General features: G+C 73.3%; 22 protein-coding genes, 1 pseudogene and 1 riboswitch. Of the genes and pseudogenes, 7 read left to right on the top strand and 16 right to left on the bottom strand.

Annotated elements, in window-relative coordinates; genetic code table 11:
* Window position 1: 1 nt before the first annotated feature.
* The 4 genes from ACIP4Y_RS21180 to ACIP4Y_RS21165 form a co-directional block, all read right to left on the bottom strand.
* Window positions 2-916, bottom strand: a complete 915-nt coding sequence (locus tag ACIP4Y_RS21180; RefSeq protein WP_401395592.1) for an SDR family oxidoreductase — start codon at window positions 914-916, stop codon at window positions 2-4.
* Between the two features lie 118 nt (window positions 917-1,034).
* Window positions 1,035-1,664, bottom strand: a complete 630-nt coding sequence (locus ACIP4Y_RS21175) for an MBL fold metallo-hydrolase (protein WP_358643652.1) — start codon at window positions 1,662-1,664, stop codon at window positions 1,035-1,037.
* Entirely contained in the window at window positions 1,664-2,752 is a 1,089-nt protein-coding gene (locus ACIP4Y_RS21170) for an S-(hydroxymethyl)mycothiol dehydrogenase (protein WP_358643651.1), read from the bottom strand. Before ACIP4Y_RS21170 ends, ACIP4Y_RS21175 begins: the two co-directional genes overlap by 1 nt.
* A 160-nt stretch (window positions 2,753-2,912) precedes the next feature.
* Window positions 2,913-3,215 (bottom strand): hypothetical protein, encoded by a 303-nt coding sequence (locus ACIP4Y_RS21165; RefSeq protein ID WP_358648331.1) that lies wholly within the window; start codon window positions 3,213-3,215, stop codon window positions 2,913-2,915.
* A 170-nt stretch (window positions 3,216-3,385) separates the two neighbouring features.
* On the opposite strand from ACIP4Y_RS21165, the gene ACIP4Y_RS21160 reads away from it, so the two are divergent.
* Complete coding sequence (locus tag ACIP4Y_RS21160) at window positions 3,386-3,751, top strand: nuclear transport factor 2 family protein (RefSeq protein ID WP_358648330.1); 366 nt, start codon at window positions 3,386-3,388, stop codon at window positions 3,749-3,751.
* A 129-nt stretch (window positions 3,752-3,880) separates the two neighbouring features.
* Window positions 3,881-3,961: riboswitch (ZMP/ZTP riboswitch) on the top strand.
* Window positions 3,962-3,987: 26 nt separating this feature from the next.
* Complete coding sequence (locus tag ACIP4Y_RS21155) at window positions 3,988-4,836, top strand: bifunctional 5,10-methylenetetrahydrofolate dehydrogenase/5,10-methenyltetrahydrofolate cyclohydrolase (RefSeq protein WP_358648329.1); 849 nt, start codon at window positions 3,988-3,990, stop codon at window positions 4,834-4,836.
* A 16-nt stretch (window positions 4,837-4,852) separates the two neighbouring features.
* Here ACIP4Y_RS21155 and ACIP4Y_RS21150 read toward each other — a convergent pair whose 3' ends face one another.
* Window positions 4,853-5,833: a CU044_5270 family protein gene (locus ACIP4Y_RS21150; RefSeq protein WP_401395586.1), complete on the bottom strand. Its 981-nt coding sequence runs from the start codon at window positions 5,831-5,833 to the stop codon at window positions 4,853-4,855.
* A 628-nt stretch (window positions 5,834-6,461) separates the two neighbouring features.
* A pseudogene (locus ACIP4Y_RS21145) lies at window positions 6,462-6,965 on the bottom strand (RNA polymerase sigma factor); the annotation flags it as partial.
* Window positions 6,966-7,071: 106 nt separating this feature from the next.
* Between ACIP4Y_RS21145 and ctaD the strand changes: the two are divergent.
* From ctaD to ACIP4Y_RS21130, 3 genes are all read left to right on the top strand, one after another.
* Window positions 7,072-8,691 (top strand): cytochrome c oxidase subunit I, encoded by a 1,620-nt coding sequence (ctaD, locus tag ACIP4Y_RS21140; RefSeq protein WP_401395584.1) that lies wholly within the window; start codon window positions 7,072-7,074, stop codon window positions 8,689-8,691.
* The gene (locus ACIP4Y_RS21135; protein ID WP_401395581.1) at window positions 8,688-9,023 is read left to right on the top strand and encodes a hypothetical protein; all 336 of its coding nucleotides are present in this window, start codon (window positions 8,688-8,690) and stop codon (window positions 9,021-9,023) included. Before ctaD ends, ACIP4Y_RS21135 begins: the two co-directional genes overlap by 4 nt.
* 94 nt (window positions 9,024-9,117) lie before the next feature.
* Window positions 9,118-10,353 carry a glycosyltransferase gene (locus tag ACIP4Y_RS21130; protein WP_401396134.1) on the top strand — a complete coding sequence of 412 codons (1,236 nt, stop codon included), beginning with the start codon at window positions 9,118-9,120 and terminating at the stop codon, window positions 10,351-10,353.
* Window positions 10,354-10,383: 30 nt separating this feature from the next.
* On the opposite strand, the gene ACIP4Y_RS21125 is transcribed toward ACIP4Y_RS21130, so the two are convergent.
* Entirely contained in the window at window positions 10,384-11,409 is a 1,026-nt protein-coding gene (locus tag ACIP4Y_RS21125) for an alcohol dehydrogenase (protein WP_401395578.1), read from the bottom strand.
* Window positions 11,410-11,516: 107 nt separating this feature from the next.
* Window positions 11,517-12,179 (bottom strand): TetR/AcrR family transcriptional regulator, encoded by a 663-nt coding sequence (locus ACIP4Y_RS21120; RefSeq protein ID WP_358644369.1) that lies wholly within the window; start codon window positions 12,177-12,179, stop codon window positions 11,517-11,519.
* 143 nt (window positions 12,180-12,322) lie between these two features.
* Here ACIP4Y_RS21120 and ACIP4Y_RS21115 point away from each other — a divergent pair, with 143 nt between their 5' ends.
* Entirely contained in the window at window positions 12,323-13,576 is a 1,254-nt protein-coding gene (locus ACIP4Y_RS21115) for a YncE family protein (protein ID WP_401395575.1), read from the top strand.
* 62 nt (window positions 13,577-13,638) lie between these two features.
* Here ACIP4Y_RS21115 and ACIP4Y_RS21110 read toward each other — a convergent pair whose 3' ends face one another.
* A complete protein-coding gene (locus ACIP4Y_RS21110) occupies window positions 13,639-15,495 on the bottom strand; it encodes an endoglycosylceramidase (RefSeq protein ID WP_401395572.1) in 1,857 nt (618 codons plus the stop codon).
* 74 nt (window positions 15,496-15,569) lie between these two features.
* Window positions 15,570-17,552 (bottom strand): GTP-binding protein, encoded by a 1,983-nt coding sequence (locus ACIP4Y_RS21105; protein WP_401395569.1) that lies wholly within the window; start codon window positions 17,550-17,552, stop codon window positions 15,570-15,572.
* Window positions 17,553-17,736: 184 nt separating this feature from the next.
* On the opposite strand from ACIP4Y_RS21105, the gene ACIP4Y_RS21100 reads away from it, so the two are divergent.
* Window positions 17,737-18,858, top strand: coding sequence for an XdhC family protein (locus ACIP4Y_RS21100; RefSeq protein ID WP_401395566.1), 1,122 nt, complete (start codon window positions 17,737-17,739; stop codon window positions 18,856-18,858).
* A gap of 25 nt (window positions 18,859-18,883) precedes the next feature.
* Here the strand turns inward: ACIP4Y_RS21100 and ACIP4Y_RS21095 are convergent, their stop codons facing one another.
* The 6 genes from ACIP4Y_RS21095 to ACIP4Y_RS21070 form a co-directional block, all read right to left on the bottom strand.
* Complete coding sequence (locus tag ACIP4Y_RS21095; protein WP_401395563.1) at window positions 18,884-19,798, bottom strand: aminoglycoside phosphotransferase family protein; 915 nt, start codon at window positions 19,796-19,798, stop codon at window positions 18,884-18,886.
* Between the two features lie 62 nt (window positions 19,799-19,860).
* A complete protein-coding gene (locus ACIP4Y_RS21090) occupies window positions 19,861-20,103 on the bottom strand; it encodes a hypothetical protein (RefSeq protein ID WP_401395560.1) in 243 nt (80 codons plus the stop codon).
* Window positions 20,104-20,127: 24 nt separating this feature from the next.
* Window positions 20,128-20,724: a GNAT family N-acetyltransferase gene (locus tag ACIP4Y_RS21085; RefSeq protein ID WP_401395557.1), complete on the bottom strand. Its 597-nt coding sequence runs from the start codon at window positions 20,722-20,724 to the stop codon at window positions 20,128-20,130.
* Window positions 20,725-20,731: 7 nt separating this feature from the next.
* Entirely contained in the window at window positions 20,732-21,247 is a 516-nt protein-coding gene (locus ACIP4Y_RS21080) for a metallophosphoesterase family protein (protein WP_401395554.1), read from the bottom strand.
* A gap of 9 nt (window positions 21,248-21,256) precedes the next feature.
* On the bottom strand, window positions 21,257-22,267 hold the full coding sequence (locus tag ACIP4Y_RS21075) for an SDR family oxidoreductase (protein WP_401395551.1): 1,011 nt from the start codon (window positions 22,265-22,267) through the stop codon (window positions 21,257-21,259).
* A gap of 61 nt (window positions 22,268-22,328) precedes the next feature.
* Complete coding sequence (locus ACIP4Y_RS21070) at window positions 22,329-23,438, bottom strand: enolase C-terminal domain-like protein (RefSeq protein WP_401395548.1); 1,110 nt, start codon at window positions 23,436-23,438, stop codon at window positions 22,329-22,331.

Below are 23,438 nucleotides of genomic sequence, written 5' to 3'. Positions count from 1 at the left end.
TTCACCGGTATCCGGTGACGTCCGCCGGCTTGCCCGCGTCCTGTACCTCGACCAGGTACCGCCAGGCGTCCGGCCGGCTGCCGTCCAGGTCGGTGAAGCCGTACTCCCGGGCGAGGCCGCCGCTGGAGAGGGACCGGCCGTTGAACCGGGCCACGTCGGGGTCGGCGGCCAGGGCGGCGACGGCCCGGCCGGTGTAGCGCGGGGTCTCGGAGATGGCGAAGTGCGGTTCGCGCCGCAGGGCGTCCCGCCAGTTGTCCTCGCGGACGCCGTACGCGTCGAGCATGTGCTCGGAGCGCATCCAGCCGGGGGTGAGGGCGACGGCGGTGGCGCCCCGCGGGCCGAGTTCGTGGCCGAGGGCGAAGGCCATGCGCAGCACGGACGTCTTGGCGAGGTCGTAGAAGAAGTTCACGCGGTAGGTGTCGCGGTTGTACTCGGCGGTGCCGTCGGTGACCTCCACGACCAGGCCGCCGGGGTGGCGCAGCAGCAGCGGCAGCGCGTGGTGGCTGGTGATGGCGTGCGTCTCGACGGCGAGCCGGAGCAGCCGGAGCCCGTTGTCGAGGTCGTGCTCCCACACGGGGGTGTCCCACTCGAAGAGGTTCTCGCCGCCCCAGATGTCGTTGACGAGGACGTCGAGGCGGCCCTGCTCGTCCGCGACACGGTCGACCAGGTGCCGTACGGCGGACGGGTCCAGGTGGTCGGCCGGTACGGCGATGCCCTGTCCGCCGGCCGCGGTGACGAGGTCGGCGGTGTCCTCGATGGTCTCGGGCCGGCCGTACTCGGAGCGGTGGGCGCGGGTGCTGCGCCCGGTGACGTAGACGGTGGCACCGGCCGCGCCGAGTTCGACGGCGATGCCGCGACCGGCGCCCCGGGTCGCCCCGGCGACCAGCGCCACCTTGCCCACGAGCGGTCCTGACATGTCCGGCCTCCTGTGCGGTACGACTGCGGTACGACTGCTGTCGTCGTCCACTGTCCCCGGGAAGCCGGACATCTCCTGTCGCCTTTTGCGCGCGGTCCGCGGTGTGTCGCCGCCGGACTCAGTGGCCGCGGGCGATCCACTCCTCCAGGTGGGGTGCCTCGGCGCCGATGGTGGTGCCGTCGCCGTGGCCGGTCAGGACCTTGGTCTCCGGCGGCAGGGTGAGGAGGCGGTTGCGGATGGAGTCGATGATGGTCGGGAAGTGCGAGTAGGAGCGTCCGGTGGCGCCGGGGCCGCCCTGGAAGAGGGTGTCGCCGGTGAAGACGGTGCCGAGGCCGGGGTCGTACAGGCAGACGGCGCCCGGGGCGTGCCCGGGGGTGTGCAGGACGGTGAGGTCGGCGCCGGCGGCCTCGATGACCTGGCCGTCGAGGAGATGCCGGTCGGGGTCGCGGTGCGGATGGGTCTGCTTCCACAGCGGCAGGTCGTCGGGGTGCAGCCAGATGGTGGCGCCGGTGAGGTCGGCGAGGGCCGGGGCGGCGTTGACGTGGTCGTTGTGGGCGTGCGTGCACACGATGGCGGTCAGGCGCCGGTCGTCGACCGCGCGAGCGATGGCCTCGGCGTCGTGGGCGGCGTCGATGACGATCACCTCCCGCTCGTCGCCGACGATCCACACGTTGTTCTCCACGTCCCAGGTGCCGCCGTCGAGACTGAACTGCCCGGCGGTGACAAGGCGTTCGATGCGTACGGTCATCACAGCACCACCACCGAACGCAGCACGTCACCGTGGTGCATCCGCTCGAACGCCTGCTCCACCTGGTCCAGTTGGACATTCTCGGTGACGAACGCGTCGAGCGGCAGGCGGCCTTGCAGGTGGAGATCGATCAGCATGGGGAAGTCCCGGGTGGGCAGGCAGTCGCCGTACCAGCTGGACTTCAGGGCGCCGCCGCGGCCGAAGACGTCCAGCAGGGGCAGTTCGAGCTTCATCTCGGGGGTGGGGACCCCGACGAGGACGACGGTGCCGGCGAGATCGCGGGCGTAGAAGGCCTGCTGGTAGGTCTCCGGGCGGCCCACGGCCTCGATGACGACGTCGGCGCCGAAGCCGCCGGTCAGCTCGCGGATCGCCTCGACCGGGTCGGTCTCCTTGGAGTTGACGGTGTGCGTGGCGCCCAGCGTGCGGGCCTTCTCCAGCTTCCGGTCGTCGATGTCCACCGCGATGATCTTCGCCGCACCGGCCAGGTTCGACCCGGCGATGGCCGCGCCGCCGACACCGCCGCAGCCGATGACGGCGACCGCGTCACCCCGGCCGACGTTCCCGGTGTTGATCGCGGCGCCGATGCCGGCCATCACCCCGCAGCCGAGGAGACCCGCGACCGCCGGGGAGACGGACGGGTCGACCTTGGTGCACTGGCCGGCCGCGACGAGCGTCTTCTCCGCGAACGCACCGATCCCGAGGGCCGGGGACAGCTCCTGGCCGGTGGCGGCGAGGGTCATCTTCTGGCGCGCGTTGTGGGTGTTGAAGCAGTACCAGGGCCGGCCGCGCAGACAGGCCCGGCACTGGCCGCACACCGCACGCCAGTTGAGGATGACGAAGTCACCCGGGGCGATGTCGGTGACGCCGTCGCCGACCGACTCCACCACGCCGGCGGCCTCGTGGCCGAGCAGGAACGGGAAGTCGTCCGAGATACCGCCCTGTTTGTAGTGCAGATCGGTGTGACAGACCCCGCAGGCCTGGATGCGTACGACGGCTTCGCCGGGCCCCGGGTCCGGCACCACGATCGTCTCGACCCGTACGGGCTCGTTCTTGCCCGGTGCGATCACGCCGCGTACTTCCTGCGCCATGGTCTGGTCCCTTCCGTCGAATGCCTTCGCCGCCGACCCTACGCGCGACCGAGGGGTAGCGGGGCGGTCCACGAGGCTGATCGTGGATCTTTGCGCCACCGGTGGCGGACAGCGCCGAGGGCCGTCCCGGCCGGGACGGCCCTCGGCGCGGCAGGCTCGGTCAGTGGATGCCCTGGACCAGTCCGAGCAGGGGCGCCGCGGGGGCGACGACCTGCTCCAGCTGGTTGAGCTGGTTCAGCTCGCGGAGGTGTTTCAGCTCCTGCACCTGCTCGCTGACCCGCGGGACGCGGTCCTTGTGCGGTGCCGGGATGTCACTGGTGGCGAGCGAGTCCAGCGTGCTCAGCGCGCCGAGCCGGCCGACGAGCGGTGCGCCGGTGCCCGCCGCGCTCGCCTGCGGTGCGGCGAGACCGGCGATCCCGGCGGCCAGACCTGCGGCGGCGGCGATACGTCGTGGGGAGATCATGCCCCTGCAACGGCCGCGGCCCCCGCCCGGACACGGGCGGCGGGCCGCGCTCACCCGTGAGGCGGAGGCGGCGGCCGGGCTTGCCGTGGCAGCCGGGGCGGAGGACGCTCGGAGATGGGGCCCGTGCGGTCCGCTCCTGGCCGGGCCGCGCTCGCCTGAAGGAGGTCACCATGGGTACCGCGACGGGGTCCGCTTTCGACACCGAGACACTGCGCCGGGCCATCGAGGGCAACACCGGCAACAACCTGCTGTCGCTCTACGCGGACGACGCGGAGATCCGCATCGTCGACCGCAACAACCAGCCCAGTCATCCCACGGTCCTGCACGGCCGGAGCCAGATCGCCGAGTTGCTGGACGACATCTACAGCCGCGACATGACGCACAAGCTGGACCGGTGCGTCATGCAGGGCGACCAGGCCGCGTACAGCGAGTCATGCGAGTACGCGGACGGCACCCGGGTCCTCGCCGAGTCGATGGTCACCCTGCGGGACGGCAAGATCGCCGATCAGCTCATCGTCCAGGCCTGGGACGAGTAGACCCGGCGGGTACGGCAGGCCGCCGGAAGGAGGGTCGCGCCGGTCCGGGCCGCAGCACGGCCGGCCCGGACCCCGGCGGGCGCGGTCCCGGTCGGGGGTCCTACGGTCGTACGCGCTCCGGTTACGCTGTACGCGGGCCGTGACTGGCGCTGAGGTGGAGTACCACCGGGGAGCGGTCCGTGGTGGTTGCCGCGCGCCTGGGCGAGGAGAGTCGATCCAGCTCAGGAGTGTGCAGCATGACCCAGGCCCGGCTGATGGACGGCACCGCGCTCGCCCGCCGCATCGTCGAGGACACCGCGCGGAAGGCCGCCGGTCTCACCGAGCGCACCGGTACCGCGCCGTGTCTCGCGACCGTGCTCGTCGGCGAGGACCCGGCGTCGGTGACGTACGTCCGCATGAAGCAGAACCGCTGCCGCAAGGCCGGCATCGAGTCCCGGCACGTGGAGCTGCCCGCGAGCACCACGACCGAGGAACTCGTCGGCACGCTGCGGGAGTTGTCGGCCGACCCGGGGGTGCACGGGATTCTGCTCCAGCACCCGGTGGGCGACCACATCGACGAGCGGGCCGCGTTCGAGGCGATCGCGCCGGAGAAGGACGTGGACGGCGTCACCTTCGCCTCGTTCGCCACCATGAGCTTCGGGCTGCCGGGCTTCGTCTCCTGCACGCCGGGCGGCATCGTGCGGCTGCTGGACGAGTACGGCGTCGACCCGGCCGGGAAGCGGGCCGTGGTGGTGGGCCGCAGCGCGATCCTCGGCAAGCCCGTGGGGATGCTGCTGCTCGCCCGGGACGCGACCGTCACGTACTGCCACTCGCGCACCCGGGACCTGTCGGCGGCGGTCCGCGAGGCCGACATCGTCGTGGCCGCGGTGGGCCGGCCGCGGCTGATCCGCGGGCAGGACATCAAGCCGGGCGCGGTCGTCGTCGACGCGGGCTACAACCCGGGGAACGTCGGTGACGTCGACTTCGACTCGGCCGTGGAGCGGGCCGCGCTGATCACCCCGGTGCCGGGCGGTGTCGGTCCGATGACGATCGCCACGCTGCTGGAGCAGACCGTGACGGCCGCCGCCCGGCAGCTCGGAGTGTGACGGGCGGGCGGCGCGGTCAGCGCATCCAGGCGCTGTACTCCATGACGTCCCCGGCCTTCACGCCGTAGGCGGGGGCGTCGCGGGTGAAGGTGGTTTCCAGGCCGAGGACGGCACCGGTGCGTGCGTCGAGGATCAGCATCCGCCGGCCGCCTCCGCCCTCGCCCCCGTACACGTAGGCCTGCCCGGGACGGCCGAGGCGGTCCGTCACCTGTCCCAGGGGCCGCAGCCCCTTCGCGTCCGCGAGGACCCGGACCAGGGCCGCGGACTCGCGTGCGCCGAGGGTCCAGTGGTCGAGCAACTCGTCGACCGCGTCGAGGAGTCCGGGGGTGCTCAGGGAGTCGGTGCGGACGGTTTCGGCGAGGTAGGCGCGCAGGGCGGCCGGGGTGTGCGGCGGGGGTGCCTCCGGTGGGGCGTCGCTCCAGCTCGGCGGGTACGTGGTCCGGCTCAGGACATGGCCGTCGGCCACCGGGCCGGGGTCGCCGCCGGTGTCGGTGAGGACCGGGCGGCCGGGATGGCGCGGGTCGGTCGCCACGACCAGCTCGGTGTGGCTGTCGTCCGCCCGCCAGCGCACGACCCGCTCCTCGGGCAGGGTGACGGGCGGTTTCCCGTCCGTCATGCCGAGGCTCCACGTCTGCACGTGCGTGCCCTTCCGCAGCCGCGGTGCGCCTTCTGCCGCGGCGGCATCGGCCAGTTCGGCCAGCTGTGTGAGCGGTACGGGCGTGGAGTGCGCGCGGACGGCCAGCGGCCGGGGCGCGGCGAGCGCGGGCTGGGTGCTCGGCCCACCGAGCAGCGCGGTAGCGGCGGTCGCCACGACAACCCCGGTGGCGGCCAACCCCCACAGCAGCCGGGCCCCGGGTGCGCGACGCGCCGGCCGCCCGTCCTCCAACAGGCGCTCCAGCCGCCGCTCGGCCCGGTGATCCAGCGGTCCGTCCCCGAAGTAGGGCCCGTCCACGGGAACCGGATTGGCACGTCGGAGAAGCTCGAGTTCATCACTCATGTCGGGGGTCCTTGCGCAGGCATGCGTCGACGGTGGTCACAGGGGAGGCGGCCGGCCGCGGGGCGTCGGTGGGGGGCGTCGGTGCCTCGGAGCGATCGGAATCGGCGGGAGGCGCCGCGGGGCGCGGGCGGTGTCGAAGGCGCGCATCCCCCGACGACGCCGCGGGTCCCGGGCGGCGCTCAGCAGGCGCATCGGCCGACGCCGGGCGCCCCGGACGGGCATCAGGGGACGCATCAGTTGCCGACGCCTGAGACCCCAGGCGGGACCCGGGCAACGGGCCGGCCGGCCCGACGGACGGATCAGCCGGCGCCGCCACGGGCCCCACGCGGGGCTCGAAGGGCGCACCAGCCTGCGACGCCCCGGGGGGCGGGCGGTGTCGAAGGCGCGCATCCCCCGACGACGCCGCGGGTCCCGGGCGGGGCGCGGCAGGCGCATCCCCCGACGACGCCGGGCGCCCCGGACGGGCATCAGGGGACGCATCAGTTGCCGACGCCTGAGACCCCAGGCGGGACCCGGCCGACGGCCCGGCCGGCGCAGCCGCGGACCTCAGGCCCAGCCCGACGGACGGATCAGCCGGCGCCGCCACGGAATCCGGCCCCAGCCCGACGGGCGCGTCAGTTGCCGGCGCAGTAGGGCGTAGGCGGGTTATTTCCTTGCGGAGGCGGTGGCGGGCGCGGTGGAGGCGCATGGTTGCCGCGCGGCGGCCGCAGCCGAGGGCGATCGCGATCTCGTCGGCGCCGAGTTCCTCCCATGCGGCGAGGCGCAGTATCTCCTGGTCGGCCGGGGAGAGCCGGTCCAGGGCCTCGTGCACCCAGGCGCCCGGCGCCTCCGTGTCGGGGCCGGCCGCGATGTGCCGGCCGTGCGCGGCCTCGTCGTTGCCGAGCCGGTCCACCAGCCGGCGCCGCCGCCCGTAACCGCGTACCGCGTTGGCCAGGCAGTTGCGGGCCACCCCGTACAGCCAGGGCAGCGGCGCGGCCGGCAGGTCCGCCCGGCGCCGCCAGGCGACCGTGAACACCTCCGCCACCACTTCCTCCACCTCGTCGGCCCGCCCCTGAAGTCGCCTCGCGACATAGCGGCTGACCGCCCAGTAGTGCTCGCGATAGGCAGCGGCGAAGATCTCGTCGTTGCTCATGCTCGGTTCGTGTCCGGCACCGCCCGGATCGTCACACCCTTCTCCCGTGATGCTCCTCGCGTCGTCCGAGTGTGACCCTCGGGCCGGCCGCGGACACAGGCGGGGCGTGAAGAGGATCAGAAGCAGCAGGGCCGTGCAGTGGCTCACCAGCACCGACCACAAGACGATCGGAACGCTCTATTTGGTCACCGCGTTCGGGTTCTTCCTGATCGGCGGCGTCATGGCGCTGCTGATGCGCGCCGAGCTGGCCCGCCCGGGCCTGCAGTTCATGTCGAACGAGCAGTTCAACCAGGCGTTCACGATGCACGGCACGATCATGCTGCTGATGTTCGCGACGCCGCTGTTCGCCGGCTTCGCGAACTGGATCATGCCGCTGCAGATCGGCGCGCCCGACGTGGCGTTCCCGCGGCTGAACATGTTCGCCTACTGGCTCTACCTGTTCGGCTCGACCATCGCGGTGGGCGGCTTCCTCACCCCGGAGGGTGCGGCCGACTTCGGCTGGTTCGCCTACTCCCCGCTGTCGGACGCGGTCCGCTCGCCGGGCCTCGGCGCCGACATGTGGATCATGGGTCTGGCCTTCTCCGGCTTCGGCACCATCCTCGGCGCCGTCAACTTCATCACCACGATCATCTGCATGCGCGCGCCCGGCATGACCATGTTCCGCATGCCGATCTTCGTGTGGAACGTGCTGCTGACCGCCGTGCTGGTCCTGCTCGCCTTCCCGGTCCTGGCGGCCGCGCTGTTCGCCCTGGAGGCGGACCGAAAGTTCGGCGCCCACGTCTTCGACGCGGCCAACGGCGGAGCCTTGCTCTGGCAGCACCTCTTCTGGTTCTTCGGCCACCCAGAGGTGTACATCATCGCGCTGCCGTTCTTCGGCATCATTTCCGAGGTCATCCCGGTGTTCTCCCGCAAGCCGATGTTCGGCTACATGGGCCTGATCGCCGCGACCATCGCGATCGCCGGTCTGTCCGTGACGGTGTGGGCCCACCACATGTACGTCACCGGCGGTGTACTGCTGCCGTTCTTCTCCTTCATGACGTTCCTGATCGCCGTCCCGACCGGTGTGAAGTTCTTCAACTGGATCGGCACCATGTGGCGGGGAAGCCTCTCCTTCGAGACGCCGATGCTCTGGGTGCTGGGGTTCCTCGTCACCTTCGTCTTCGGCGGGCTGACCGGCGTCATGCTCGCCTCACCGCCGATCGACTTCCATGTCTCCGACTCCTACTTCGTGGTGGCGCACTTCCACTATGTGGTGTTCGGTACGGTCGTCTTCGCGATGTTCTCCGGCTTCCACTTCTGGTGGCCGAAGATGACCGGCAAGATGCTGGACGAGCGCCTCGGCAAGATCACCTTTTGGACGCTGTTCACCGGCTTCCACGGCACCTTCCTGGTCCAGCACTGGCTGGGTGCCGAGGGCATGCAGCGCCGGATTCCCGACTACCTCTCGGCCGAGGGGCTCACCACGCTCAACACGGTCTCCTCGGTGTTCTCGTTCCTGCTGGGCGCCTCCCTACTCCCCTTCCTCTACAACGTGTGGAAGACGGCCAAGTACGGCAAGCCGGTCGGCGTGGACGACCCCTGGGGGTACGGCCGTTCGCTGGAGTGGGCGACCTCCTGCCCGCCGCCGCGGCACAACTTCCTCACCCTGCCGCGGATCCGCAGCGAATCCCCGGCCTTCGACCTGCACCACCCGGACGTGCGGAAACGGGAGTTGACGGCGCCGTGACGGCCCACGACGAGCAGGACCTCGTCCGGCAGATCGAGGGGCACCTGCTGCTGGCCGCCGCACGGGAGGAGGGCCGTACCGCCGCGGCCCGCCTCAGCTCCCGCCTGGGCTGGCTCACCGAAAGCCAACGACGCGAGGTGGAAGGGCAGTTCGAGGCCGAATACGCGGCGCTGGCCCGCCTCTCGTGGCGCCGCACGGCCGAACGGGCGGAGGAGCTGCGGCAGGCGTACGAGGCGCGGTACCGGGCGCTGCGCGGAAGGCTGCTGGCCTGCTGTGTGCTGGGGTGCGCACTGCTGGCGGCGGCGGTCCTGGTGGTGTCCGCCGCCGCCTAGCACGGGCGCGTCAGGTCCGGTGCGCGGAAACCGGGTCGTTTGGGGCACCGGTCCGCGCGGACCGGCCATACTGGCTGTCGTGCGCGTTGCGATCATGACGGCGGGTTCCCGGGGCGACGCCGCCCCCTACACCGGGCTCGGGCACCGGCTCGCCCTGGCCGGGCACGAGGTCACCCTGGTCACGCACGGCCGCTTCGAGCCGCTGGTGGCCGGCTCCGGGGTGCGGTTCCACGCGCTGCCGGTGGACCCGCGGGCGGAACTGCAGTCCCCGCGCGGCCGGGGCCTGCACCGCAGCACGAGCGGCGCCGGGAAGCTGCTGCGGGTGGTGGAGCTGGCGCGGCACCTGGTCGGGCGGATGACCGAGGACCTGCTGAACGCGGCCCGGGACAGCGACGCCCTGCTGCTGTCCGCCTCGCTGGCCCCGCTCGGGCACACCATCGCCGAGGGGCTGCGACTGCCGAGCCTGGGTGTCTATCTTCAACCGGTCGCCGCGACACGGGAGTTCGCCCCCGCGGTGCTGGGCGGCGGGTCCTGGGGCGGGCCGGCCAACCGGATCGCCGGGCAGGGGGTGAGCCTGGCCGTGGAGCACGTCTTCTCCGGCGCGGTACCGGCCCTGCGCGCGCGGCTCGGCCTGCCCCCGCTGCGGGCCGGTGCCGCCCGGCGGGCCCGGGAGCGGCGGCTCTGGCCGGTGCACCACGGCTTCAGCCCGCTGGTGGTGCCCCGGCCCGGCGACTGGCGGCCGGGCCTGGAGGTGGACGGTTACTGGTGGCCCTACGACACCGAGACCCAACTCCCCCGGCAGCTGGAGGAGTTCCTCGGCGCCGGGCCCCCGCCGGTGTTCGTCGGGCTGGGCAGCGCCACGGTGCCGGACGCGCGCAGGCTCAGCGCGCGGGTGGTGGCGGCGCTGCGGCGGGCCGGGCTGCGCGGGGTGATCCAGCGCGGCTGGGGCGGGCTCGCGGCCGACGGGGACGACATGCTGACCATCGGCGAGGTACCGCACGCGGCACTCTTCCCGCGGATGGCCGCCGTGGTCCACCACGCGGGCGCGGGCACCACCGCGGCGGGGCTGCGCGCCGGGGTGCCGGCCGTGCCGGTGCCGGTCCAGTTCGACGCGGGTTTCTGGTCCGCCCGGCTGGTCGCCCTGGGCGTCGCCCCGGCCGTCGTACCGCTGCGCCGCCTGACCGTGGACGCGCTGTCCGCCGCGCTGGTGCGGGCCACCCGGGACCCGTCGTACCGGCGGCGCGCCGACGCCCTGGCCGCCCGCCTCCGCGACGAGGACGGCACGGCACCGGTGCTCGCGGCGCTGGCCCGGCTGGAACCCCAGCCGTAGGACCGCGCAGGTTGCGGTGGCCCCGGGGTGTCAGCCCATGGTGAGCACCATCCGGAAGCGGGCGGCGCCGGAGAGCATCTTGTCGTACGCCTCGCCGGCCTGCTCCAGCCGGACCGGCTCGGTCATCGGGCGGATGCCGTGCAGGGCACTGAACGCCATGGTGTCCTCCACGTCCTGCGAGGTCCCGGACGGGTGCCCGCGCACCACCCGGCCGGCCATGAGCAGCTGGGCCGGGCTGATGCCGAGCGGTGCGGTGTCCGCGCCGATGGCGACCAGTTCGCCGCGGTGGGCCAGGCCGTCCACCGTGGCCGTGATGGCCTCGGAGTTCCCGGCGGTGGCCAGCACGACCTTGGCGCCGCCGAGGGACTGCAGCGCCTCGGCGACCGGGGTGCCGGAGGTGCTGTCGATGTAGTGGTGGGCGCCGAGCTGCTTGGCGAAGTCGGCCTTCTCGGCGCCCCGGGCGATCCCGACGGTCTCGAAGCCCATCGCGACCGCGTACTGCACCCCGAGGTGGCCCAGCCCGCCGAGCCCGAGCACCGCGACCAGGTCCCCCGGCCGGGCGGAGCTGCGCCGCAGACCGTTGTACGTGGTCACGCCCGCGCAGGCCATCGGTCCGGCGTCGTTCGCGGCCAGCCCTTCGGGGATGCGGGCGAGCGCGTCGGCGGGTGCGATCACCTTCTCGCCGAAGCCGCCGTCGTAGGCCCAGCCCGGCACCTTCAGGTTCCGGCACACGATGAAGTCGCCCTCGCGGCAGGGCGTGCAGTGGCCGCAGCTGCCGCCGAACCAGCCGACGGCCACGCGGTCGCCGACCTGCCAGCCGCGCTCCCGCACTCCCTCGCCCAGTTCCTCGACGCGCCCGGCGATCTCGTGCCCGGGGACCTCCGGGAAGGACACGCCGGGCAGTCCGCCGCTCACGAAGAGGGCGTCGCTGTGGCAGATCCCGCACGCCTCGACGGCGATCCGCACGTGGCCGGGTCCCGGCTGCGGCACCTCGCGCTCGGCCAGTTCGAAGGTGCCGCCCGGCTCGGTCACCTGCGCGACTCGATAGGTACTCATGGGTCTCTCCGGAGTACGGATACGACGGTCCCCCGCACCAGCAGACCAGCTCCGGCCCGATCCCGCGCGCCGAGCCCGAGCGCACCCCCGCTGACCTGGGGGCCCGGTCAGTGGTGCCCGGGCCGCCAGCCGTCCGGCCGGAGCATCCCCAGCAGCAGCCGGACCAGCTCGTCCACGACCTCGTCGAGCGTGGCGTCCACCCAGCCGGCGGTCCAGTCGTGCAGCAGGCCGTTGACGCTGCCGATGAAGGCCGTCGCCGCGAGGCGGTAGTCGCGCGGCGCCGCCTCGCCGCGGGCCACGGCCGCGTCCGCCTCGGCGCGGATGAGGTCGACCCAGCGGGCGCGGCGGGCGAGCCGCTGCTCCTCCAGGCGGGGGCTGACCCCGATGATCTCCACGAACGCGATGCGGATGCGGCGCGGGTCGCAGGTGACGTCGCGGGCGTAGGCGCGGAAGAGCACGGTGGCCCGCTCGGCCAGCGGCAGGCCGTCGGCGGTGGCGAGGGCGGCCAGGACGGCTTGTTCGGCCCAGCCGTTGACCTCGAGGTGCAGCGCGGCGAGGACGTCCTCCAGGGTGCGGAACTCCTCGTAGAACTGGCGCGTGGACAGGCCCGCGGCCTGGCTGAGCGCGGCGACGGTGGTGCCCCGGTAGCCGGGTGTGTCGCCGAACAGGCGCAGGGCCGCGTCGAGGAAGCGGCGACGCCGCTCGGCCTGCCGTTCCTCGGCGGACCGGCCGCCGTACCGTCCCGTCGGCGCTCTGAGCCTGCCCCCCACGCGTCCCCCTCCGTCACCTCACCCGCCGGACGTCAATCTTGTCGTGCACACATCTTGTCGAGAAGGCCGCCCCCTCCTTACTTTTCAGTAAGTTCACTGTGAATGCGCTTGTGTTCAGATTCCCCCGAGGAAAGAGAGCCGTCATGCCTGCCTCCAGAACCAGGCACCTGTGCTCCGTGGCCGCCGCCCTCGCCCTGACTGTCGCCGGCCCGGCGACCGCCGCCTCCGCAGCCTCCGCCGCCCCCGACGGCCTGCGCGAGGTGCTGTTCGTCGGGAACAACTGGGACGGCACCGCCGATGTGATCCGCTCCTCCGGCGACTTCGCCAAGGTCGGCCGGATCAACGTCGTCCCCGACAAGGACGCGCGGATGGCGGAGATCAACGCGGATCCGATCAAGTGGATCTACTTCCAGGCGATCCGCAACAGCGTCGGCGAGGGCCACGACCAGTTCGCCGACGACATGTACTCGACGCCGGACGGCCGCTCGGTGGTGGTGTCCCGGCCGAGCTTCGCGGACGTCGTCTCCATCGATCTGGCCGACGGAAAGGTCAACTGGCGTTTTCCGGTCGCCGGTTACCGCGCCGACCACATGGCGGTCTCCCCGGACGGGACCCGGGTGGCGGTCTCCGCCTCGACCGCGAACACCGTGCACGTGCTCGACATCGTCACCGGCAAGCAGCTGGGGTCGTTCGCGACCGGCGACAAGCCGCACGAGAACATCTTCACCAAGGACGGCAAGTACATCTGGAACATGTCCATCGGTGACGTCAACACCGCTCTGGACGACCCGGGCTGGGACTGGACCAAGGGCGACCGGCGCATCACGGTCGTGGACGCGACGACGTACAAGCAGGTCAAGGTCGTCGACATGCGGCAGCGGCTGGACGCGTTCGGGCTGAAGGACTTCTCCGACGCGGTCCGCCCGGCCGTCTTCTCCCCCGACGAGTCCAAGCTGTACTTCCAGGTGTCGTTCTTCAACGGCTTCCTCGAGTACGACGTCGCGACCGACAAGATCACCCGGATGAAGACGCTGCCGAAGAACCCGGCGACCAGCGAGGACCACACCACCTGGGTCAACGACTCCCGCCACCACGGCATGTCGATGAACCCCGGGGGCACCAAGCTGTGCGTCGCGGGCACCATGGACGACTACGCGACCGTGGTCGACCGCGCCTCGCTCCAGGAGGGGCCGCTGGTGACGGCGTCCAAGCCGTACTGGGCGACCGTCAGCGGCGACGGCAAGGACTGCATCGTCTCCGAGAGCGGTGCCGACCAGGTCACGGCGATCGACTTCGCCACCGGCCGCAAGGTGACGTCGGTCCCGGTCGGCGACCACCCGCAGCGGGTCCGGCTGGGCCATGTGCAGGCCGGCTGGACCGGCCCCGGCGGTAGCTGACGCTCCACCGGGCCGTGGCCTCCGGGATGCCCCCACTCACCCCGGAGGCCACCGCGCTGCCGTCAGAAGCGCGCCGCCGCCCACGCGGCCAGCTCGGCCTTCGCCGCGGCCAGCAGGTCCGCCGAGGGGGCGGTGGCGCCGTTGGTGACCAGGGCGTAGTGCAGGACGCCGGAGTCCGCGTCGGTGAGCAGCAGCCGGCGGCTGCCCGTGCCGCCCGGCTCCGCGGCCACGGCGACCGGCGTGGCGGAGGTGTGTGCGGGCGGGGCGTGGACCGTGCCGAGGTCGGAGACGACCGTGGTGGCGGCGGTCGGGAAGGACGCCGGCAGGTGCAGCTCGGTGGGCGCGGTGCCGTCGCCGGAGCGCCACACGAGCAGCCCGTACTGGCCCGTGCCGACCAGTTTCGCCACGTTCGGCAGGGAGCCGGGCACCGGGTTCCAGGTGAGGGTGGCGGAGCCGTCGCGGGAGCGGTCCTCGTAGGTGAAGGCGAGGGCGGTGCCGGCCGTGGCGCCCGGGTAGAGGCGGTCCAGCAGGCGGGCGTCCTGGCGCAGGACGGCGTTCCCGGAGTCGTCGAGCCGTACCGCCGACAGGTCCTCGTCGTTCCAGGCGTCCCCGGCGGTGAGCACCTTGCCGGGGTTGCCGTTCATCAGCTCGTGGTGCCGGCCGTTGTACAGGTCCCACTGCCATTGGGTGCCGGACAGCACCGGGCCGGAGGAGGCCGGTTCCGCCCACCAACTCTTCCCGGGCAGGCGGGAGTCGAGGGCCTGGTACATGGCCTTCAGGACGGTCGGCGCCTTGTCGGAGACCGTGCCGGACAGGGGGTGGCCGAACTCGCCGACCACGGCCGCGGTGCCGGCGGCCGTGGCCCGGTCGCGGACGGTGGCGAAGTCGGCGGCGTACTGGCCGTCGGCCGCCTTGCCCCACATCAGGATGCCGGAGATGGCCTTCTGGTCGTAGAAGTGGGTGTTGAAGACATAGCCGGGGCCGAGGGTGCCCGCGTCGAGCAGGCCACCCTCCTGCTTCTGGGTGGAGATGTTGGCGTTCCAGAAGAGGTTCGGCTCGACGAAGGCGGGCTTGTCCTGCCAGCCGGCGGCGTCCATGCGGGCCCGGAACCGCACGTAGAACGGCCAGAGCAGATCGCGTTCCCAGGTGCGGGAGGTCTGCCCGGAGTCGTGGCTGCCGGCGTACGGCTCGTTGTACGGGTCGAAGCCGGCGATCCCCGCGTACTCCGCGGCGCTCAGGTGCCGGCGGAGATAGGCCATGCTGCTCTGGGCGGTGGCCAGGAAGGCGTCCTGCAAGCCGTGGGCGTTGTGCCAGAAGTCGTACTGGGCCTTCTGCACGGCCGTGTTCTGGGTGATGTTCTGGCCCCAGAAGAGGCAGATGCCGCAGGACTCCTTGGGATAACTCCCGGCTTCCACCGCCCACTTCGGGGCGCCGTCACCGGTGTACCAGCTGCCGGTGTCGAACAGGTACCGGGAGTGGAGGTCCTGGTGGAAGTCGGGGTAGACCCGGATGCCCGCGCCCAGGAAGGCCCGCAACTGCTCGGTGGCGGCGGCCAGGTAGGCGGTGTCCACCTGGCCGCGTACGGGCTCGGCGTGCGCCCAGGAGAGCAGGAAGCGGACCGTGTTGCCGCCGCCGAGGGTGCGCAGCGCGGCCGCGGCCTTGCGGGCGTCGGCGGCCGAGGCGAAGGGCAGGCCGCCGTTCTCCTCCAGTTTGGTCTCGCCGGAGACGTTGTAGCCGCGCAGGACGATCTCGCGGCCCTGGCCGTCGGTGAACCGGCCGTCCCGCACGGTCAGCGCGGCGCCGTCGAACCAGAGGGAGTCGGAAGGGGTGGCGGCGGTGGCGGGCGGGACTCCCGCCACCGTCAGGGATCCGCTGAGGACGACCAGCACAGCCAGCAGACGTATCCGGAGATTCGGCATGTCCACCACAGTCCGGCCATGTCCGGACAGCGTCAATAGGTTCTGACTCTCCAGTAAGTTGACTATCGGTCAGCTCACTCGCCGACGCGGCGCATGAAGTTCAGCAAGTACTCCTTCCGGTTCAGCGGGTTGTGGTCGGTGCGCGGCCGCTCGGGGACCGTGCCGCGGGTCACCGGCGCGTAGTGGTCGAAGGCCGTCTCCAGCTCGCCCTCGCCCCGGGTCAGCCCCGGCAGCCGCTGCTCCAGCGCGTGCACCCGGGCGGCCGGAACGATGCCCTCCAGCACGCAGACCGCGGCGTGCGTGCCGGTGCTCTCCGGTACCGCGCCGAGCCGGGCCAGCACCGGCAGCAGCGCGCCGAGGGTGTCGGCCGGCGCCTCCAGCCGGAAGCGGTGCACCGGCTCGTGCACCAGGGTGCCGGCCCGGCGCAGCGCCTCGGTCAGGACCAGCGGAGTCAGGCCCCGGAAGTCGTAGCCGGTGCTCGACATGCTCTTGTCGAAGCCCTGGTGCGCGTGGCTCTGCCGGGGCGAGTAGCCCGAGTGGGTCATGGTGACCGTGCAGTCGGTGACCTGCCAGCCGTGCAGCCCCTGGCCGAGCGTCTCCCGGACGGTGTCCTCGACGGCCTTGAAGAAGGCGTACGGCATCGAGCCCAGCTCCACCTCCCGCCGGAAGGCCACGCCCGTGCCGGGCCGGGCGGGGTCGACGCGCAGGCCGACGGTGGCGAGGAAGGGGTTGTCGTCCTTCTTGTTGAACTCGACGGCGTGCCCGCTGCCGACCGGGCGTTCGATGCACAGGGTCGTCGTCTCGCGGAAGGTGACGGCCAGCCCGTACTCGTCGGCGAGGGTGGCCTGGACGACCTCCTTCTGCACCTCGCCGTAGAGCGACACCGAGGTCTCCCCCCGCAGCTCGTCGTGGCGGACGCCAATGAGCGGGTCCTGCTCGGCCAGCTGGGTGAGCGCGAGGTGCAGCGAGCGCCGGTCCGCGCCGGGGCCGGGGACGACGACCGTCTCCAGGGTGGGCGGCGCGAAGTGGTGCTCGTACGACCGGTTCGGGGTGCCGAGCGCGTCGCCGATCCGGATGCCGCCGAGGCCCCACACCTTGACGATCCGGCCCGGGCCGGCGCTGTCCGCCCGGGTGTCCGTGCCGTACTCGAAAACGCTCAGCGCGGTCACGCGTCCTTCCTCGCCGGTGCCCCGGCGGCCGTCCCCGAACGCGATCCGGTCGCGGACGCGCAGGGTGCCGGAGAAAAGGCGGGCGTAGGCCACCTTCTCCCCCGCCGGGCCCCGCTCGATCTTGAAGACCGTGCCCGACAGCGGGCCGTCCGGGTCGCCGGCGGCCGTGGGCAGCAGCCGCTCGATGCCGGCGATCAGCTCGGGCACGCCGGCGCCGGTGATCGCGGAGCCGAAGTACACCGGGTGGACGGACGCGCTCCGGGTCTGGGCGGCGAGGGCGCGGCGCAGCCGGCCCGCGGGGACACCGCCGTCGAGGTAGGCGGCGAGCAGGCCGTCGTCCCGGTCCGCCAGCGCCTCCAGCGCGGCCGGGACGGGGCCGGGACGGAAGCGGGCGGCACGCGTGCCGAGCCCCGCGGTCGTCCCCATCGGGACGAGCGGTACGGCCAGCCGCTGGGCCATCTGGCGGAGCACGGCCGCGTCCCGGGCGCCGCGCCGGTCGATCTTGTTGACGAAGACCAGGGTGGGGATGCGCAGCCGGCGCAGGGTGCGCATCAGCACCCGGGTCTGCGCCTGGACGCCCTCGACCGCGGAGACGACCAGGACGGCGCCGTCGAGCACGCCGAGCACCCGCTCCACCTCGGCGATGAAGTCCGGGTGGCCGGGGGTGTCGATGAGGTTGACGGTGACGCCGTCGAGCGGGAACGACACGACGGCGGACTTGATGGTGATGCCGCGCTGCCGCTCCAGTGCGAGGGTGTCGGTGGTGGTGCTGCCGGCGTCGACGCTGCCGATCTCGTCGATCACTCCGGCGGTGTGCAGGAGCCGTTCGGTCAGGCTGGTCTTACCTGCGTCGACGTGCGCGAGGATTCCCAGATTGAGCAAGTGCACGAAGCGTCATGTCCTTGAGAGAGGGGGTGGTTGCTACCGGGGTGGACATCGACGCAGTGCGCATCTTCGCTCCTGGTTCTCTCGGGAACTCGACCGGTGCAGTGCAGCAGAAGGGCGGCCGCGGCGCCAACGAATTAACGTTCAACGAGGTGCCCGTGACGGGGGCTGAGCCGAGGAGCGGACGATGCGCGAGATTCTCCCGGTACTGGGCCGGTGGTACGCCGCCCGGGTGCCGTTCGGGCTGGCCACGGTGGTCTCGGTCAGCCGCAGCGCGCCCCGCGGGCCCGGCGCCGCACTGGCGGTCGGCCCGGACGACGAGGTGGTCGGCAGCGTCTCCGGGGGCTGTGTGGAGGGCGCGGTGTTCGAGCTGGCCCAGGATGTCGTCGAGACCGGCGCGGTCCGGCTGGAGACGTTCGGCTACAGCGACGAGGACGCCTTCGCGGCCGGGCTCACCTGCGGCGGTGAGATCACCGTCCTGGTCCGGCCGGTGACCGAGGCCCGGGATCCGGTGTTCGGCGCGGTCGCCGCGTCCGTCGCGGCCGGTGAGCCGGTCACCGCGGCCACCGTGGTCGACGGGCCGGCGCCGCGCGGAGCCACCCTCGCGGTGTGGCCGCGCACGGCCGCCGGCAGCCTGGGCACGCGGGGGCTCGACGCGGCCGTCGCCGCCGACGCGCGTGGCGAACTCGCCCTCGGCGTGACCGGCCTGAGGCACTACGGGCCGCACGGGGAGCGGCGCGAGGACACCGTCACGGTGTTCCTGCACTCCTTCGCGCCGCCGCCGCGCATGCTGGTGTTCGGCGCCATCGACTACGCCGCGGCCGTGGCCCGGCTCGGGGGCTTCCTCGGCTACCGGGTGACCGTGTGCGACGCCCGGCCGGTGTTCGCCACGCCCCGGCGGTTCCCGGAGGGCGTGGAGGTCGTCGTGGACTGGCCGCACCGGTATCTGCGCGGCACGCGCACCGACGAGCGGACGGTGATCTGTGTCCTGACCCACGACCCGAAGTTCGACGTGCCGGTGCTGCGGGAGGCGCTGCGCCGGCCGGCCGCGTACATCGGGGCGATGGGCAGCCGGCGCACCCACGACGACCGGCTCCGCCGCCTGGTCGAGTCCGGCCTCACCGACGAGGAACTGTCCCGCCTGCGCTCCCCGGTCGGCCTGGACCTCGGCGCCCGTACGCCGGAGGAGGTGGCGGTGTCGGTGGCGGCGGAGATCGTGGCGCTGCGGTGGGGCGGCAGCGGGGCGCCGCTCAGCAGGACGAGCGGGGCGATCCATCCCCGCGGGTGGTCCGACGCCTCGGGCGCTTAGGGGCGCATCGGTTCCTGCGGGTCCCTCACCCGGCGTCCGCGCGGTGGTCCGCGAGGATCTGCTCCAGATGGGCGAGGGCCCTCGTCACACGGGACGGGTCCGCCCGGAAGTAGGGGTCGTCGGGGACGGGGAGCGAGCCGGCGAGGGCCCAGCCCCGACCCCGTGCCCAGGTGGCCCGGTCGGCGCCCAGGGCTTCCCGGAACACCGGGCGTGCCGACGCGGGCAGCACCTTCCAGGCGGGCACCAGGTCGATCGCGGGATCGGCCACCGCGAGCGTGCCGAAGTCGATGACGCCGCTCAGTCTTCCGTCCCGGGCCAGGAGGTTCGCGGCGTCGAGGTCGCCGTGGATCCACACCGGCGGCCGGTCCCAGGCCGGTGCCGCGAGCGCCGCCTCCCAGACCTCCGTGACCTGACCGGCGTCGATGAGCCCGGCCCGCTTCAGCGCCTCGATCTTGGGGCGGACCCGGGCGTCGTCGGCCACCGAGTCCCGGGCGGCGCCGAGCGGCAGCCCGCGGAAGGCGTTGCTCTGCTCGGGCGCCGGTCCCCCCGTGGTGTCGATGCCCTGCAGGGCGGTGAGGAACCCGGCGAGGTCCCGGGCGGCCCGCGCGGGGTCGGCGAGCGACCCGGGGGTCACCGTCTCGCCGTCCAGCCACCGGTACACCGTCCACGGGTACGGGTACCCCTCCCCCGGTTCGCCCTGGGCGACCGGCTCCGGCACGGCCAGCGGCAGTTGCGGGGCGAGCCGGGGCAGCCAGCGCTGCTCACGGGCGACTTGCCCGGCCCAGTGGGCGTACCGCGGCAGCCGCACGGCGAGTTCACCGCCGAGGCGGAAGGTGGCGTTGTCCATCCCGGACCGCGGCACCGGGCGGACGGGCAGACCGGCCCACCGCGGGAACTGGGCCGTGAGCAGCCGGCGTACGAGAGCGGCATCGATCAACACGCCCTCCATCACAGCGAGTCGCCCCGCCCGGTGTCCACGGATTTGTTGCGTCGAGCCGCGCTTCACCGTCGCCGCAGCGACCAGGTGCCCGGCAGGAGCACCAGGGCGAGGACGGCCGTGGCCGCGTACCGGGACGCCGAGCCGAGGGCCACGGAGTACGGGCCGTACAGGAAGCGGGCCCGGTCACCCGGGGCTCCGGCGACCGGGCCGGCCACCGTGATGCCGATGGCGCCACCGGTCCGGCGGGAACGCGGGCACGAGCAGCGCAGGACGAAGTCCCCGAGGCGGCGAGTCGTCCGCCACACCCAACGGGTTCTTCCCCGCCCGTGCTACTCGGGGTCTCCCGCCACCCGCGCGTGCAGGTGCTGGTCGTGCCAGCCGTCGGCGTGCAGCAGGGCGCTGCGCTGGGTGCCCTCGAAGGTGAATCCGGCCTTCTCGGCCACCCGGCAGGAGGCGGGGTTGGCCGTCGAGTGGCACAGGACCAGCCGGTGCAGGCCCAGGTCGGTCAGGGCCCAGCGGCTGAGCCGCCGGGTCGCCGCGACCGCGAGGCCGCCGCCGCGCGCCTCGGGCAGCACCCAGTAGACGACCTCGGCGGTGCCGCCCGCCAGATCGACGTCGTTGAGGCCGGCGAGCCCGACGGCGGCGCCGCCACGCGGGGCGATGGCCCAGATCGCCCCGGTCTCGTCGCGCCGACGCGCCTGCAGGCGCTCGATCCGGGCGCGGGCCTCGGCACGGCTGCCGACGGAGAAGAGGTTCCAGTGGCTGATCGCCGCATCCCGCCCCGCGGTGTGCAGGGCGTCGGCGTCGGCGTCGTCCAGCCGCCAGGGCCGCAGTTCCAGGCCGCCGGGCAGTGGTAGCACGGGCTGCGCCTCGGCGGCGAGGCGGCCGGTGGGTACGACGGCGGGTATGCCGGGTACGGAAGTCACCCGGTGATCATGCCACGGGCCGTCCGCGCGGCGGCAGGCGGTGCAGGGTCACGTCCGTGAGCGCTCCGTCGGCGACGGTCGCCGTCAGGTAGGTGCAGTGGGGCTGGCGGCGGCGGTCGGTCGGGGAGCCGGGGTTGAGCAGGCGCAGCCCGGTGGCGGCGGTGGTGTCCCAGGGGATGTGGCTGTGTCCGAAGACCAGGACGTCCAGGTCCGGGAAGCGGGCGGCGCAGCGGGCCTCGCGGCCCTGGGCGGGGCCGGTCTCGTGGACGACGCCGAAGCGCAGGCCGCCCAGTTCGGCGTACGCCACCTCGGGCAGCCGGGCACGCAGCTCGGGGCCGTCGTTGTTGCCGTACACGCCGACCAGCCGGCGGCTGCGGCTCTCCAGCAGGTCGAGGGTCGCGGTGTCGACCCAGTCCCCGGCGTGGAACACCACGTCCGCGCGCGGGAGTTCGGCGAGCAGCTGCTCGGGGAGCCGCTTGGCCCGCTTGGGCAGGTGCGTGTCGGACATCAGCAGGAGGCGCACACCGTCAGCCTAGGCGGGCCGGGACGTCAGGCGGCGGTAGCCGCGTACGGCGCCCAGCGCGGCGGCGCCCGCGCCGAGGGCGGTGACCGCGGGGTGCCGGACCAGGGTCTCCTGCCAGGAGCGGGCGTGCGCGCTGTCGTCGAAGGAGCCGTGCGCGCCCTGGTCCCCGGCGGGTTCCCGGTCCACCGGCTCGAAGAGGTTGTCCAGACCGGAGGGCGGCACGCTGTCGGTCTGCTGGGAGTCGAACCCGGTACGGGCCAGGTAGCGGTCGAGCAGGGCGGGGGCCAACCGGTTCGCCCAGATGGTGGCCACCGTCGTGGCGCCCACGTAGAACTGCTTGCGGCCCGGGTGGTCGGCGGCGTACACCACGCCCCGCGCGGCCACCTCGGGCTGGTAGATCGGCGGGACCGGCATGGGGTGCTTGGACAGCCGGGAGCGGACCCACTCGAACTGGGGGGTGTTGACCGCGGGCATCTGGGCGACGGTGACGTGCACGTTGCTGCCCCGGTGCAGCAGCTCGGTGCGCAGCGAGGAGGTGAAGCCGTTGATGGCGTGCTTGGCCCCGCAGTACGCGGACTGCAGCGGGATCGACCGTTCCCCGAGCGCGGAGCCGACCTGCACGATCGTGCCGCGGTCGCGGGGCAGCATGCGCTTCAGGGCCGAGCGGGTGCCGTTGACGAAGCCGAGGTAGGTGACCTCGGTGATCCGCCGGTACTCCTCGGGGGTGATCTCCTCGAAGGGCGCGAAGACGCTGGCGAAGGCGCAGTTGATCCAGACGTCGATCGGGCCGAACTCCTTCTCCGCGGCCTCGGCGACGGCCTCCGTCTGGGCCGGGTCGGCGACGTCGGCGGGCCGTACCAGCGGCCGTCCGCCGAGCGCCGCGACCTCGTCGGCGGCCATCGCCAGGCCGCCCTCGCCGCGCGCGACCAGGACGACGTCGGCGCCGCGCCGGGCGTACAGGCGGGCGGTAGCACGGCCGATGCCGGCGCTGGCGCCGGTGATGACGACGGTCGGGGACATGCTCATCTCCTCTTCTGCGTCTTCTGGGATCCCGGGACGCGCTGCGGAACGCGGTTCCGGCTCACTCGGCCCGGTACGGTGCCGCCCGCTCCTCCACGAGGGTCAGGCCGAGGCCGGGTGCCCCGTCGGCGCCCGGCGTGATGCTGCCGCCGCCCGGGTCGAGGACGCCGTCGAACAGGAGCCGCTCGATGCGGACGTGGTCGTGGAACCACTCCAGATGCCGCAGGTTGGGCACGGCGGCGGCGACATGGGCGTGGGCGTGGGGCGCGCAGTGCCCGGAGACGTCGATCCCGCGCGCGTGGGCGAGCGCGGCGGCGCGCAGCCAGACGGTGATGCCGCCGCACCGGGTGACGTCGGCCTGGAGGCAGTCGACGGCGCCGGCGGCCAGCATGTGCTCGAAGTAGGCGAGGGTGTAGCCGTACTCGCCGGCGGTGACGTCGATCGGGGTGCGGGCGCGGACGTCGGCGAGGGTGGTCAGGTGGTCGGAGGAGACGGGTTCCTCGAACCAGGTGACGCCGTGGTCGGCGAGCGGGCCCGCGACGCGTACGGCCTGGCCGGCGGTGTAGCCGCCGTTGGCGTCGACGTACAGCTCCACGGTGTCCCCGACGGCGGCCCGCGCGCGGGCGACGCGTTCCAGGTCGTGGTCCTCCCGGGCGCCCCACGACTCCCCGATCTTGATCTTGACGCGGGGGATGCCCTCGTCCTCGGCCCAGCCGCGCAGCTGGCGCTCCTGCCGGGCGGCGTCGTAGGTGGTGAAGCCGCCGCTGCCGTAGACGGGCACGTCGTCGCGGGCGGCGCCCAGCAGCTGGACCAGGGGCAGGCCGAGCAGGCGCGCCTTGAGGTCCCACAGGGCGATGTCGACGGCGGCGATCGCCTGGGCGGCCACGCCGGGCAGTCCGGCGTTGCGCACGGCCCGGCACATCCGCTCGTTGGCGCGCGGCACGTCGTGGGCGGACAGGCCGGTGACGGTGCCGGCGAGCAGTTCGCGGACGAGGTGGGCGGTGGCGGCGGGTGCGTAGGTGTAACCGAGCCCGGTGGTGGTGCCGGCGCGGACGGTGACCAGCACGAGGGTGGTCTTGTCCCAGGAGAGGGTGCCGTCCGCCTCGGGGGTGTCGGTGGGCACGGTGTAGACGGCGGTGTCCACGGCCTCGACGGCCGGCTGGTCGCTCAT

This window comes from Streptomyces sp. NPDC088810 (assembly GCF_044750305.1).
GTDB lineage: Bacteria > Actinomycetota > Actinomycetes > Streptomycetales > Streptomycetaceae > Streptomyces.
Note: the sequence above shows the minus strand (reverse complement) of the source record. Positions and strands in the feature narration are given on the sequence as shown.